Origin of the sequence: Ensifer sp. LC11, assembly GCF_001695835.1 — a bacterium.
Classification (GTDB): domain Bacteria; phylum Pseudomonadota; class Alphaproteobacteria; order Rhizobiales; family Rhizobiaceae; genus Ensifer.
Genome location: NZ_MBSO01000004.1, coordinates 159,543 through 173,293, shown reverse-complemented (window position 1 = coordinate 173,293; position 13,751 = coordinate 159,543). Strand labels below are relative to the sequence as shown.

Annotated in this window: 15 protein-coding genes; 11 read left to right on the top strand and 4 right to left on the bottom strand. The window is 61.4% G+C overall.

Annotated elements, in window-relative coordinates; genetic code table 11:
• Nucleotides 1-29 precede the first annotated feature (29 nt).
• The 3 genes from BBX50_RS03600 to BBX50_RS03590 all read right to left on the bottom strand — a co-directional run bounded on the left by BBX50_RS03600 (nucleotide 30) and on the right by BBX50_RS03590 (nucleotide 1,782).
• Nucleotides 30-620 carry a TadE/TadG family type IV pilus assembly protein gene (locus BBX50_RS03600; protein ID WP_244513270.1) on the bottom strand — a complete coding sequence of 197 codons (591 nt, stop codon included), beginning with the start codon at nucleotides 618-620 and terminating at the stop codon, nucleotides 30-32.
• A gap of 8 nt (nucleotides 621-628) precedes the next feature.
• Nucleotides 629-1,252 (bottom strand): TadE/TadG family type IV pilus assembly protein, encoded by a 624-nt coding sequence (locus tag BBX50_RS03595; RefSeq protein ID WP_065773952.1) that lies wholly within the window; start codon nucleotides 1,250-1,252, stop codon nucleotides 629-631.
• Between the two features lie 116 nt (nucleotides 1,253-1,368).
• On the bottom strand, nucleotides 1,369-1,782 hold the full coding sequence (locus tag BBX50_RS03590) for a pilus assembly protein N-terminal domain-containing protein (RefSeq protein WP_065773951.1): 414 nt from the start codon (nucleotides 1,780-1,782) through the stop codon (nucleotides 1,369-1,371).
• A gap of 255 nt (nucleotides 1,783-2,037) precedes the next feature.
• Here BBX50_RS03590 and BBX50_RS03585 point away from each other — a divergent pair, with 255 nt between their 5' ends.
• The 10 genes from BBX50_RS03585 (at nucleotide 2,038) to BBX50_RS03540 (ending at nucleotide 11,124) form a co-directional block, all read left to right on the top strand.
• Nucleotides 2,038-2,223, top strand: a complete 186-nt coding sequence (locus tag BBX50_RS03585) for a Flp family type IVb pilin (protein ID WP_065773950.1) — start codon at nucleotides 2,038-2,040, stop codon at nucleotides 2,221-2,223.
• Nucleotides 2,224-2,257: 34 nt separating this feature from the next.
• Nucleotides 2,258-2,443 (top strand): Flp family type IVb pilin, encoded by a 186-nt coding sequence (locus tag BBX50_RS03580; protein WP_065773949.1) that lies wholly within the window; start codon nucleotides 2,258-2,260, stop codon nucleotides 2,441-2,443.
• Between the two features lie 117 nt (nucleotides 2,444-2,560).
• Complete coding sequence (locus BBX50_RS03575; protein WP_065773948.1) at nucleotides 2,561-3,073, top strand: prepilin peptidase; 513 nt, start codon at nucleotides 2,561-2,563, stop codon at nucleotides 3,071-3,073.
• Nucleotides 3,074-3,196: 123 nt separating this feature from the next.
• The gene (gene cpaB, locus BBX50_RS03570; protein ID WP_065773947.1) at nucleotides 3,197-4,006 is read left to right on the top strand and encodes a Flp pilus assembly protein CpaB; all 810 of its coding nucleotides are present in this window, start codon (nucleotides 3,197-3,199) and stop codon (nucleotides 4,004-4,006) included.
• Between the two features lie 22 nt (nucleotides 4,007-4,028).
• Nucleotides 4,029-5,564: a type II and III secretion system protein family protein gene (locus BBX50_RS03565; protein WP_065773946.1), complete on the top strand. Its 1,536-nt coding sequence runs from the start codon at nucleotides 4,029-4,031 to the stop codon at nucleotides 5,562-5,564.
• 56 nt (nucleotides 5,565-5,620) lie between these two features.
• A complete protein-coding gene (locus BBX50_RS03560; protein WP_065773978.1) occupies nucleotides 5,621-6,313 on the top strand; it encodes a CpaD family pilus assembly protein in 693 nt (230 codons plus the stop codon).
• Between the two features lie 18 nt (nucleotides 6,314-6,331).
• A complete protein-coding gene (locus BBX50_RS03555; protein WP_065773945.1) occupies nucleotides 6,332-7,621 on the top strand; it encodes a CpaE family protein in 1,290 nt (429 codons plus the stop codon).
• 21 nt (nucleotides 7,622-7,642) lie between these two features.
• On the top strand, nucleotides 7,643-9,109 hold the full coding sequence (locus tag BBX50_RS03550) for an ATPase, T2SS/T4P/T4SS family (protein ID WP_065773944.1): 1,467 nt from the start codon (nucleotides 7,643-7,645) through the stop codon (nucleotides 9,107-9,109).
• 8 nt (nucleotides 9,110-9,117) lie between these two features.
• Nucleotides 9,118-10,128 carry a type II secretion system F family protein gene (locus tag BBX50_RS03545; protein WP_065773943.1) on the top strand — a complete coding sequence of 337 codons (1,011 nt, stop codon included), beginning with the start codon at nucleotides 9,118-9,120 and terminating at the stop codon, nucleotides 10,126-10,128.
• A gap of 9 nt (nucleotides 10,129-10,137) precedes the next feature.
• Nucleotides 10,138-11,124, top strand: coding sequence for a type II secretion system F family protein (locus tag BBX50_RS03540; protein ID WP_065773942.1), 987 nt, complete (start codon nucleotides 10,138-10,140; stop codon nucleotides 11,122-11,124).
• A 204-nt stretch (nucleotides 11,125-11,328) separates the two neighbouring features.
• Here BBX50_RS03540 and BBX50_RS03535 read toward each other — a convergent pair whose 3' ends face one another.
• Entirely contained in the window at nucleotides 11,329-12,153 is an 825-nt protein-coding gene (locus tag BBX50_RS03535) for a tetratricopeptide repeat protein (protein WP_065773977.1), read from the bottom strand.
• Between the two features lie 131 nt (nucleotides 12,154-12,284).
• Here BBX50_RS03535 and BBX50_RS03530 point away from each other — a divergent pair, with 131 nt between their 5' ends.
• Complete coding sequence (locus BBX50_RS03530) at nucleotides 12,285-13,676, top strand: M17 family metallopeptidase (RefSeq protein ID WP_065773941.1); 1,392 nt, start codon at nucleotides 12,285-12,287, stop codon at nucleotides 13,674-13,676.
• The last annotated feature ends 75 nt before the right edge of the window (nucleotides 13,677-13,751 follow it).

Genomic DNA, 13,751 nt, shown 5'->3' with positions numbered 1-13,751 from the left:
CAATGCAATTGCGTCGGACCAGGGTGCCCTCAGCAATCGCTGCATTTGATCGGTTGGGCCTGGCGGGCGTGAAAGTAAGCGGTCTTGGAAAGGTTGATCGTCTTTGCGGTGGCCTGGAGGCTCGGCGCATAGAGCAGGAGCTCGTGCGGAACGGTGAGCTCCGTCCGAATGATAAAGGACTTGGTGACCGCGAATTGGCCGGGCAGCGTGATCTTTGAATTGGCGGTGTAGGGCGTACCGCCGCTCTGGTCACGTGACCAGACGACGGTGCCTTCGTTGGTGCCCGTGACCTCGATGCCGGTGATCTTCATCGTGTAGTTGGCGTTTCCGTAGGGCGCCAGAATGCTCTTGGCAATGTTTGGCACGTTGGCGAGGAAGGCCTTGTTGACACCGGACTGCTGCGCAACGACGTCGGCGACGGCGCTGGCGGCGCGCGCGGTCTTGCTGGCAACGGTAAAGCCGACCGAAAGCTCGAAGGCGCCGAGATAGGTGATGATCAGCAAGGGGGTGACAATTGCGAATTCGACAGCCCCGACCCCGCCTTTGTCCCGTCGCAGCGACCGAAGGATGCCGAAAAGCGTTCTGGGTCGAAGGAGCTTTTGCGTTGCACTCTGCGTCACGGCCGACCTCATTCGCTCTCGTTTCGGAAGGTGGCGGTGGCCACCATAAGATAGTCGCTCGGCATGCTCGCGCCGGCGGGGCGCAGGTTGGTGACGAACGGCCTGACGAGGTCGGTGATCACGCTCCAGCGATAGTAGGCGCGCACCACGTTGAAGCTGCCGGGACCGCCGGGCGCAAACTTGAAGTCACCAGTATCGAGATCGGTAGAGCCGGCCTTGCGCGGGATCGCGACAGGAAACTGGCTGAGGTCGGGGACCGCCCTGACGTCGAGGTAGAACAGTGAGGGTTGGGCAGCTTCGGTGGCCGAGCATTTCATCAGGATCGAGATTTCATCACAAAAGGCCTGGCGAAACTCCGCCTGGTCCATATCCGTGTCTTTTTTCTGCCCGAAGGTGATTTGGCCGGTGCGGACTTTTCGCGCCATGGTTTCCGTTGCGTTCGCCAGCAGCTGGTCGCCGTAGAAGGCTGCGAAGGTTTCGAGCGAAGCGAAGATGACTACGAGGAAGGGAAGCGCGAGTATCGCAAACTCGATGCTCGTCGAGCCTTCACGGTTGCGGACGAAGCGGCGCAGGAGGCCGTTTCGCTTGCTCTTGGCGCCACTCGGACGCTTGGTTGCCTGCTCGATGCTCATTGCGCCGTCCCATCATGTTACGCCAGACGGGCGGCAGATTATGAAGCAACCATTGACATTTCGTTCCCGCGGGTCGGGGTTATTTTAACGAATTGCCGGGTTTGGACCCATAAAATTCAATTGGTGCTACCTGTGGTTTTGCGTTCCGCGTGCCGCTCGCAATTTGGCGTGCAGGAGAGCACGGTCCGCGACGTCTGCTTGTAAACCCGCACGGTGTTGCCTTCGTCGATCGATACCAGAATCCGCTCGTCAAGGATGGCGTTTCCGTCCTGATCCAGGATGACCAGGTTGGTTGTACCGAAGTTGCGACCGGTGATGACGATGGTACGGGCATCGGCAACCGTGGCGTCCGCCACTTCGGCATTGCCGATGATGACCTTGCTGACCGGTCGGTCGAGCTTCAGCACGCGTGCGTGATCCATATAGACGTGCATGAGGTCGTTCTCGGCGCCGGCGGCAACCACCGGGGCAAGCACGGCGATCGCGAATGCAAACAGGGCGGCTGGGCCGGTCGCGGAAGGCAGGGTCATGGCAGGTTCCAGAGTGATGCTCGCCCCATATTTACCCGTCTTGGTGAATGAACCGTTAAGCAGGTCATTTCGGGGCCGGCTCGCGCCGCGCCATTTTCTGTTCGTTTACCCAAAAATCAGCGATGCTTCGTTAACCTTCAGGTAACCGCCTTCCTTAAGTCGATGGCAATGCGCCAGGACTAGTTTGAGGTCATCCGATCAACGGCAACAGTTGGCGGAAGTGCTGACCAACAAACGTGAAGTAGGAGAATCATCATGAAGAAGATTTTTGCCCGTCTGATGAAGGACGAGTCCGGCGCGACCGCCATTGAATACGGCCTCATTGCCGCCCTGGTCTCGGTAGCCCTGATCGCTGGCGCGAGCTCGCTCGGCAACACGATCAACGACACGTTCAGCAAGCTGGGCAACAAGCTGTCGACCACGACGGCCAACAAGCTTTAATCGGCTTGGTCGCCTCAAACGCAAGGGGTGTCCGATGAAGTCGATTTTCTACCGCTTGCTTCGGGACGAGTCCGGTGCGACGGCCATCGAATACGGTCTGATCGCAGCTCTCATCTCGGTTGCGCTGATTGCCGGTGCAAGCACGCTCGGCAATGCGCTCGATACCACGTTCAACGGTCTCGGCTCGAAGGTTTCGACGAGCACGGCGCCAAAGCTGTGACGATCCGGCTTTCGTAGCGGATCGACGATGGAGCCGCCCCAAAGCGGCTCCATCGCTTTCTAGTCCCCCAGCGACGGATTGAAGTTCGCATGCCCCTGATTTCGAAAGGCCGGGACCATGATTGAAGCCGCCATCTTCGTGATCTTTCCTTTTTGTCTGGGCTTTGCGGCGTTCTCCGACCTGCTGACGATGACGATCCCAAATCGCGCTTCCGCGATCCTTGTGGGATCCTTTTTCGTCGTGGCGCCCCTGGCAGGGCTCGGTTTCAGTGAGATCGGACTGCATCTGGCCGCGACCCTGGCGGTCTTTGCCGCCTGCTTCTGCCTGTTTGCGACCAACGTGATGGGAGGCGGTGACGCCAAGCTCCTGACCGCCAGTGCTATCTGGTTCGGGTTCACGCCGTCGTTGATGGCCTTCCTTATCTACGTCTCGATTTTTGGCGGCGTGCTGACGCTTGCCATCCTGCTGCTGCGCAGGCAGGAGAACGTGATACTTGCAACCGGCATACCGGTTCCGCATCTCTTGCTGACGGCCAAGAAGGTCCCTTACGGCATTGCGATTGCGCTCGGCGGGTTTGCCGCCTATCCGTCCTCGCCGCTCGTGGAAGCGGCCTTTGCGCGCCTTTCCTGAGCAGCCCGCATGCGGAGCGAAGTCATCTTTCGTTAACTTTGCCCATAAGTAATCCGTTAACCATAATTACACCAATTCCTGATCAATCTGACCCTGGCATTTCTTCGGGGCTCGGAAACAATCATGAAACCGGTTCGCATCATCATACTGGCAGTGGCCGTCCTTTCGGCTGCGATGGCTGGTATCCTGGCGATGAAGCTGACGAGCGCCCCTGCGCCGATGATGGCTGAACCGGTCGTCGAGCGGGCGCCCACCGTCAATGTCCTGGTCGCGAGCAAGAGCCTGCCGGTTGGATCGCGGCTGGGTGGCGATTCCATCCACTGGATGGCCTGGCCGAAGGACGGCATCGTAGACGGGCTGATCACCGAGGAAAATCAACCTTCGGCGATCGACGATCTGAACGGGGCGGTCGTCCGCCTGCCGATCTTCAATGGCGAACCGGTACGGCACGAAAAGGTCGCCGACAGCTCCAACCGCATCATGTCGTCGCTGCTGCCGGCAGGCAAACGTGCCGTCGCCACGGAAATCACCGTTGCCACCGGTGCCGGTGGCTTCATCCTGCCGAACGACCGGGTCGACGTCATCATGGTCCGCAAGGGCAACGGTGAGCTCTACCTGACCGAAACGGTGCTCAGCAATGTTCGTGTCCTGGCGATCGACCAGCAGGTCGAGGAGAAGGACGACGGCACGAGAGCGGTCGTCGGAACCACGGCAACGCTGGAGCTGACACCCGACCAATCGAAGGTGATGACGGTCGCGCAGCAGATGGCCGAACGCATTTCATTGGCGCTTAGAAGCGTCGCCGACGCACAGGAGCCGGACACGGACGCCGCAGATTATCTGTTGAGCGGCGACGGTCAGCCGAGCATTCAGATCATCAAGTCCGGGTCCATCGTCAAGAGTGATGGCTCCGTTGGCCAAACGCAGCAGTAACAAGGTTAGAACGGGGCATAAGGTGAAACGGAGCGGAAACAAATTTCGGGCGTCTGTCGCAGCCGGCCTATCATTCTGCCTGGCGCTTACCGGCTTGTATCTGCCGGCGCCGACGATTGCGTTTGCCGCCGCCTCCTCGGTCGTCCGGATCGTTGAAAGCGGTCCGGGCGCAAAGAAGAAGGTCAACCTCGGCTTGAACAAGGCCGTGGTCGTCGACCTGCCGGCCGACGCGCACGACATCCTCGTGGCGGACCCGTCGCTCGCCGATGCCGTAACCCGCACGTCGCGCCGCATCTACCTCTTCGGCAAGTCCGTCGGCCAGACCAACATCTTCGTCTTTGGCCCCAACGGCGAGGAGATCGTCAGTCTCGACATCGAGGTCGAACGCGATATCGCCAATCTCCAGTCCAATCTGCGCCGTTTCATTCCCGACGCCGATATCAATGTCGAGATCATCTCGGACAACATCGTGTTGACCGGGACCGTGCGAACGCCGCTCGATGCCACTCGCGCCGTAGACCTCGCCAAGGCCTTCCTGCAGGGCGGTGAGGCGACCACGCGCAACATCACCGCTCAGGGCAACAACGGCGACGCGGATATCTTCGCCGAAGACCGGCAGGTCTCGCAGATCGTCAATCTTCTGACGATCGACGGGGACGACCAGGTCAACCTCAAGGTCACCGTTGCCGAAGTCAGCCGCCAGGTGCTGAAGCAGCTCGGCTTCAACGGCCGTGTTACCGACGGCGAAAGCGGCATCGCTTTCCGCAACCCGGCCAATCTGGGAGACGCAATCGGCGTCGGCGTCAACGCCGTGATCAACAAGACGGTCGGCGGCACGATGATTTCCAGCTACATCAACGCGATGGAGCAGGCCGGCGTGATGCGGACCCTTGCCGAACCGAGCCTGACGGCGATTTCGGGGCAAGAGGCGAAGTTCTATGTCGGCGGCGAGTTTCGTCTGCCGGGAACTCAGGAAGTGTCCAAGGACGACAAGACGAACGAAGACAGGGTTACGCGCGAAGTCAACGACGTCGAATATGGCATCCGCCTCAACTTCAAGCCTGTCGTCCTGGGGCCAGGACGCATCAGCCTGAAGATCGAGACAAATGTCTCGGAGCCCACCTATGAAGGATCTGTCGTCACCGGCAACAGCAAGCCCGGCATTCCGGGCAACACCTTCCTCGGTATTCGCAAGCGCGAGGCCTCGACCAGCGTCGAGCTGCCGTCCGGTGGTTCGATCGTGATTGCCGGCCTCGTCCAGGACAACATTCGTCAGGCGATGTCCGGCCTGCCGGGGGCGTCGAAGATCCCGATCCTTGGAACGCTCTTCCGCAGCAAGGATTTCGTGCGCAACGAGACCGAACTCGTCATCATCGCCACGCCCTATCTGGTCCGTCCCGTTGCCAGAAGCGCGATCTCACGGCCGGACGACAATTTCAATCCGGCCAACGATCTCGACAGTTACTTCCTTGGCCGCGTGAACCGCATCTATGGCCGTCCGGAGGCAGCTGCGCCAGCCGGCCAGTACCACGGCAACGTTGGCTTTATCTACAAATAGGGTGGGTCATGACGCTTCGAACCGATTCCCACGTGAATTCTGAAAGGCCGAATGCCATGTCCGCGAGCCCCAGCGCTTTCATTCTGTGCACGAGCCGTGCAGCCATCTTGGCCATTGCGGGCATGCTGCTTGCAAGCTGCGGCACGAAGGACAATCTCGCGACCGGCTCCATCCCCGATGACTACCGCACCCGGCATCCGATCGTGCTTGCCGAAGGCGAGCGCAGCATCGATATCCCGATCGCTTCGGGAGACCGGCGCCTGACCCAGGGCACGCGCGACGTCATCGCCGGTTTCGCTGCCGACTATCGCAACTCGGCAAGCGGTGTCGTGCAGATCATGATGCCGCGTGGCGCGGCCAACAGCCACGCCGCGCAAGCGGCACGCAGGGAGATCCGCAGCGTTCTGGTCGCCGCCGGCGTTCCCGCCAAACGGCTGCTGGAAACGAGCTACGACGCCGGACCCTATGGCGACGCAGCGCCTGTCCGCCTGAGCTACGTGGCCATCACCGCCCAGGCCGGGCCTTGCGGCAACTGGCCGGAGGACATGACCCTCAACACGATGGAAAACAAGAACTACTACAACTTCGGCTGCGCCTCGCAATCAAACCTGGCGGCCCAGATTGCCAATCCGACAGACCTGCTTGGGCCGCGCCAGATGTCGCCGATCGACGCAGAGCAGCGTGGTCAGGTGATCAAGGATTGGCGTGGTACCGAGAAGAGTGACGGCCCCGTCATCGTCTTTAACTGATAGCGGCGGGATGAAGAGATGAGTACCATCAACTACAGGATCGAGACCGGTAACGAAGGGGACGATTCTTCCTTCGATCCGGTGCGCGCGGGCGATCTGGAGCAGGTGCGTCCGCTGCCGCGAATATCGATCCATGCGTTCTGCGAAAGCAACGGGATGCTGCAGCTGATGGAGCGTTGCGGACAGGACCGACGCATGGCGAAGGTCAGCCTGCGCATCAACAGCGGCAGCATTGATGCGGCCGCAAACATGTTTTCGACCGTATCCACACCCAATCTCATCATTCTGGAGACATCGACGGAGCCGCGGTCGCTGCTGGCGGAACTGGCCCCTCTGGCGCAGGTCTGCGACCCGAGCACCAAGGTCATTCTTGTCGGCAAGCACAACGACATCGGGCTTTATCGCGAGCTCATCCGCAACGGCATTTCCGAATACATGGTTGCGCCGGTGTCGATGCCGGAGATTCTCACCGCCGTTTCGGCAATCTTTGTCGATCCGGACGCCGAGCCCCTGGGTCGAAGCATTGCCTTCATCGGGGCAAAGGGTGGCTGCGGTTCGTCGGTGATCGCGCACAATTGTGCCTGGGGCATCTCCAGCCTGTTCACGACCGAAACCATTCTTGCGGACCTCGATCTGCCTTACGGTACCGCCAATATCGATTTCGACCAGGACCCGCCGCAGGGCATTGCCGAAGCGGTCTTTGCGCCCGAGCGCCTGGACGAGGTGTTTCTCGACCGTCTGCTGACCAAGTGCTCCGAACACCTGTCGTTGCTGGCCGCGCCTTCCATGCTCGATCGCGCCTATGATTTCGAGACCGGTGCGTTCCATCCGATCCTCGAGATCCTGCAGCGTAGCGCGCCCGTGTCCGTTCTCGACATTCCGCATCTGTGGACGGACTGGACGCGTTCGGTGCTCGGCGAGGCCGATGAGGTGGTGATCACCGCGGTTCCCGATCTGGCGAGCCTGCGCAACACCAAGAACCTGCTCGACGCCATGAAGAAGCTGCGTCCCAACGACAAGGTGCCGCACCTGGTGTTGAATCAGGTTGGTATGCCGAAACGTCCGGAGATTCCGGCAAACGAGTTCTGTGAATCGCTGGAGATCGAAGCGGCCGCCATCATTCCTTTCGACGCGGCCCTCTTCGGCAACGCGTCGAACAGCGGCCGAATGATCGCGGAGATCGACAAGAAGGCACCCGCGGCCGAGACGTTCTCCCAGCTTGCCCATCTCCTGACCGGCCGCGTGACGATGAAGAAGGCTCGGCGCGGCGGACTTGGCAAGATGCTGGCAGCACTCGGTCGGAAATAAGCAGGACGTAGGATTACGCATATGTTTGGCAAACGCGGAAACGAAGGCTTCGGCAAAGGCGGTACCCCAGGTTCCGCTCCTGCGCTGCCCGTGGCTGCTGTGCAGCCGCCGGCGATGGAACGGGCTGTTCCGGTGCTTGCCGAAACGCCGTCCATGAGCCCGAGGCCGCAGCCGGCCGCCGCGCCGCAGGCCAGGCGACGGCAGGCGCGAACGGAGGACTACTACGATACGAAGTCGCAGGTCTTTTCCGCGCTGATCGACACGATCGACCTGTCCCAGCTCGCCAAGCTCGACACGGAGAGTGCGCGGGAGGAAATCCGCGACATCGTCAACGACATCATCACGATCAAGAATTTCGCGATGTCGATTTCCGAGCAGGAAGAGCTGCTCGACGATATCTGCAACGATGTGCTCGGCTACGGCCCGCTCGAACCTCTTCTTGCCCGCGACGACATTGCCGACATCATGGTCAACGGCGCCGGCCAGACCTTCATCGAAGTCGCCGGCAAGGTGCAGGAATCGGAGATCCGCTTCCGCGACAATGCGCAGCTCCTGTCAATCTGCCAGCGTATCGTTGGTCAGGTCGGCCGTCGCGTCGATGAATCGAGCCCGATCTGCGACGCGCGCCTGCCTGATGGATCGCGTGTCAACGTCATTGCCCCGCCGCTTGCCATCGATGGCACGGCGCTGACCATCCGCAAGTTCAAGAAGGACAAGCTGACGCTGGAGCAACTTGTCCGCTACGGCTCGGTAACTGCGGAGGGTGCCGTCCTTTTGCAGATCATCGGCCGCGTGCGCTGCAATATCGTCATTTCGGGCGGTACCGGCTCGGGCAAGACGACGCTGCTCAATTGTCTGACGCGTTACATCGACGCTGACGAACGGGTCATCACCTGCGAGGATACGGCCGAACTGCAACTGCAGCAGCCGCACGTGGTGCGGCTGGAAACGCGCCCGCCGAATATCGAAGGCGAAGGCGAGGTCACCATGCGCGAGCTCATCAAGAACTGCCTGCGCATGCGCCCCGAACGCATCATTGTCGGCGAAGTGCGCGGTGCCGAGGTTTTCGATCTGTTGCAGGCGATGAACACCGGCCACGACGGGTCGATGGGAACCATCCACGCCAATACGCCGCGCGAATGCCTGAGCCGTATGGAATCGATGATCGCGCTTGGCGGCTATACGCTGCCGGCCAAGACCGTGCGCGAGATCATTGCCGGATCGGTCGACGTGATCATTCAGGCTTCGCGCCTGCGCGACGGTTCTCGTCGCATCACCCACATTACCGAAGTGGTGGGGATGGAAGGCGACGTGATCATCACGCAGGATCTCATGCGCTACGAGATCGACGGCGAAGACGCCGGCGGGCGCATCATCGGCCGCCATGTCTCGACCGGCATCGGCCGGCCGCATTTCTGGGATCGCGCCCGCTACTTCAACGAGGACAAACGCCTGGCCGCGACCCTTGATGCCATGGAAAAGAACTAGGAGCTGCGATGTTCGGGATAGACATCACCGTTCTGGCGCTGGCCGCCCTGGTTGCGGTGTCGGTGGCAGCACTTGCCTACGGCCTGTTGTTCTCGCGCATCGAAAGCGAAAAGAAGACAGAAGGCCGCGTGCGCAAGATCAGCGCGGCGGAAACAGACCACGCCAAGCTCAAGGCCGCGCGGGACCGCGTGAACGAACTGTCGAAACGGCGCAAATCCGTGCAGGATTCGCTGAAGGAGCTCGAAAAGAAGCAACAGGAGCGTTCGGCAAAGTCCTCCCCCTCCATGAAGCTACGATTGGCCCAGGCGAACCTGACGATCTCTGTGGGGCGTTTCTATGCGTTCAGCGCGCTATTCGGCGTTTTTGCCTTTCTCGTCGTCCTGATCATGGGGGCAGGCCCCGCAATCGGCGCCGGTGTCGCAGTGATCGCTGGCATAGGCGTCCCGCGCTGGTTGGTCGGCTTCCTGATCAAACGGCGCTGCAAGAAGTTCCTCGAGGAGTTTCCGAACGCGCTCGAGGTGATGATCCGCTCGATCAAATCGGGTCTGCCGCTCAATGACTCGCTCCGTCTCATTGCCTCCGATGGGCAGGAGCCGGTCAAGACCGAGTTTCGCCGCGTGGTGGAATCCCAGCAGGTCGGCTTGAGTGTCACCGAGGCCTGTGCCCGCATGGTCAACAGCATCCCCTTGCCGGAGGTGAACTTCTTCGCGATTGTGATCGCCATTCAGGCGCAGGCGGGCGGCAACCTGTCGGAAGCCCTCAGCAACCTGTCGCGGGTTCTGCGCGAGCGCAGGAAGATGAGGTCGAAGGTCAGCGCCATGTCGATGGAGGCCAAGGCATCGGCCTGCATCATCGGCTCCCTGCCATTCATCGTTGCCTTGCTGGTCTACCTGACATCGCCGGCCTACATGATGGTTCTCTTCACCGACCCGCGTGGCCACCTGATTATCGGTGGGGGCCTCTTCTGGATGAGTGTCGGCATCCTGGTAATGCGCAACATGATCAATTTCGATATCTGAGGGGCGTCGATGAGCACGGGCCTGATCAAGACACTGACCGATCCGAACGTCATCGTTGCCGTTTTGGTCTCGCTTGCCGTGCTTGCGACCTTCTATTCGCTCGTCGTGCCGTTCTTCGAGCGTGGCGATCTCGGAAAACGGATGAAGTCGGTTGCGAGCGAGCGGGAGCAGATCCGGGCGCGCGAACGCGCGCGGCTCGCCGCCGATATGCAGAACGGCAGGGCAAGTCTGCGCGGACAGAACAATGCTTCCATCCGCCAGATCGTCGAACGCCTCAACCTGCGTACGGCCCTTGTGGACGACAAGACGGTCAACCGGCTGAAAATGGCCGGCTTCCGTTCGCAAAACGCCCTCAACACCTTCCTGTTTGCGCGTTTCTGTCTGCCGTTCCTCTTTCTGCTTGTCGCGCTCATCTACATCTTCGTTCTCGGCAACTTCGCCGACAAGCCACTGATGGTGCGCCTCTTCTTCGCGATCGGTTTCGCCTATGTGGGTTTTTACGCGCCGAACATCGTCGTCGCCAACGCCGTCTCCAAACGCCAGACATCGATCCGCCGTGCCTGGCCGGATGCGCTGGATCTCCTCCTGATCTGCGTTGAATCCGGTGTATCGATGGAATTGGGGATGAAGCGCGTCGCCGATGAAATCGCGGCCCAGTCGCAGCCTTTGGCGGAAGAGCTGGTGCTGACGACAGCCGAGCTTTCCTTCCTGCCCGACCGTCGCGTGGCACTTGAAAACCTCGGTCAGCGCACCGGCCTCGAAGAGGTCAAGTCGGTGGTTCAGGCGCTCATTCAGGCGGACCGCTATGGCACGCCGATCGGACAGGCTTTGCGCGTCCTTGCGCAGGAAAGTCGCGACCAGCGCATGACCGCGGCTGAGAAAAAGGCCGCGGCATTGCCGCCGAAGCTGACGGTGCCGATGATCCTCTTCTTCCTGCCCGTGCTGGTCGCCGTCATTCTCGGCCCAGCCGGTATCCAGGTCGCTGACAAATTTTAGAGCTGAAAGCGTGCTTTAAACAAAGCTCGGAGCGCCCTTTGCGCGTTCACATGAACGTAGGGCGCTCTCATATGGGCTCGCGTCGCCGGGATGTCGCCTTGGCGCGACGGTCGAAAATGCGCCCTGCGAAATGCGGGCTGTGACACGCGGGCGATCGCCCCATGCCTTTCGTTGCGCGTTGCCGCTTCGCAAGCGCGTCCTCGATTAGTTGGCGGCCTTCGCCTCGTCGGCCTTGGCGAGCTGTTTCCACGCCCCTTGCTGGGAGAGCATGGAGCGCAGATAGGCGACATTCGCTTCCGCCTGTTCGCTGGCAAGCTCCTGGCGAGCGATCGTCTCGGCTTCCTGGAAGCGCCCCTGGAGCCCAACAGCAAGCGCGAGGTTCTGGCGCACGCTGCTGTCGGCGCCCGGCTGGCTCGCTGCCGATTTGAGATAGGTTTCGGCCGTGCGGAGGTCCTTCGTCAACAGATAGGACATGCCGAGATTGGAGAGAACCGACGGCTCGTTTGGTTTGAGGTCCAGCGCCTCGCGGTAGCGCGTCCGCGCCTCCTGCGGGCGACCAAGCTGATCGAGGATCGCGCCCTCGGCCGATTTCAGCTTCCAGTCCGGACGGTCCGGGGTTTGCGCGCGGCCGATCGTCGCCAGCGCCTGGTCGAGCTGGCCCGCCGCTGCCTGCGCCTTGCCGTAGGCGCCGAGCACCTCGCGATCCGTTGGATGGTTGATGGCGACCTGCTGCATCACCGCCAACGCCTGTTCGTTGCGACCGGTCATGCGCAGCAGGTTGGCGTAGTTGAGGCCCGCTTCGCGATCCCTGGGGTTCTTTTCGTAAGCCTGGCCGATGCTTTCGGCGGCAGACGAAAGCTCGGTGGCGGTCATCGACTGCACAGGCTTCGACGTCCTCGAAATCGAGCCGGTCGTCAGCTCCTTCTTCGGTTGATTGGCGCAGCCCGCAAGCGAAAGTGCCACCAGCGCTATCGCTGCGCCCTGGAGAAAATCAGCGGCTTTCAAGGGTGAGGTCGTGCGTTTGGCCATGAGGGTCCCCAGCATGCATTCGCGCACCTGAACTTCAGACAACACCGGCGCAACTTTCACTCCAGCAATAATCTGTTAACCCTAACAGAGCGTTAATGACGCGATTCCATCTCTGTCAGCGAAGGACTTTCATGGCTCCCTATCAGTTCATCGAGCGGCCATCGCCGTTCAACACCAGCGCCGGCAAGACCCTGCCGATCTTCGCCGTTACCCCGGCGCATATCGAGACGGGGACGATCGATCCGATCGCTTTGGACTGGGCGCGCAAGGCTGGTTTCACCGCTGAATCCGGCGCGGTGCTGTTGATTCCGTCGGCCGATGGTCATCTTGGTGGCGCGCTGTTCGGCCTCGGCAGCAATCCTTCCGAGGCGCCGTTCCTGGCCGGCAAGCTCGCGCGAGCGCTGCCGGCAGGCAAATGGCACGTCGAAACCGCGCCGCTCACCGCCAACCGGCTGGCGCTCGGCTATGGTCTCGGCTCCTACCGCTTTGAGCGTTACAAATCCGCCAAGGGTGAACCGCCGACCCTTCTGATCCCCGCCGACGCGGATGCGACCGACATCAAGCGACAACTCGCCGGCGTATTCCTCGCGCGTGACCTCATCAACACGCCGACCAACGACATGGGCCCTGAGGCGCTTGAGGCCGCGTTCCGGGGGCTTGCCGCCCACTACAAGGCCGATGTCTCGGTCATTACCGGCGAGGCGCTGCTGACGCAGAATTTTCCGCTGGTCCATACCGTCGGTCGTGCCAGCGCCGAGGCGCCGCGCCTGCTGGAGCTGCGTTGGGGCAAGAAGGGCCACAAGAAGGTGACGCTGGTCGGCAAAGGCGTCTGCTTTGATACCGGCGGCCTCGATATCAAGCCGTCAGCTTCCATGCTGCTCATGAAAAAGGACATGGGCGGTGCCGCCAACGTTCTCGGCCTCGCGCTGATGATGATGGACGCCAAGCTCAAGGTCGATCTGCGCGTCATCGTGCCGGTGGTCGAAAACTCGATCTCGGCCAACGCCTTCCGCCCCGGCGATATCTATCGCAGCCGCAAGGGGCTGACGGTGCAAATTGACAACACCGATGCCGAGGGCCGGCTCATCTTGGCCGATGCGCTCGCCTATGCCGACGAAGAGAAGACGGACCTCTTGGTCGACATGGCAACGCTCACCGGTGCGGCCCGCGTCGCGCTCGGCCCAGATTTGCAGCCGTTCTTCACCGACGACGCCGACCTTGCCCACGACCTCTCGGAGGCGAGCCTCGAGGTGGACGACCCCATGTGGCGCATGCCGCTCTATTCGGGCTACGACAAGGACGTCTCGGCACGCATCGCCGATCTCACCAATGCGCCTGCGGGCGGTATGGCCGGTTCGATCACCGCGGCACTCTTCCTCAGGCGCTTCGTCACCAACGCCAAGAGCTGGGTGCATTTCGACATTTTCGGCTGGGCACAGTCCGAGCGGCCACATTCGCCGGTGGGCGGTGAAGCGCAGGCGATCCGGGCGCTCTACCACCACATCCAGAAGATGGCGAAGTAGGCAGGCACTGCCGGCCAAGTCGGCCGACGAAAGAAACGCTTGCGTAACGATCCGCCGCTATCGTGGCGGATCATC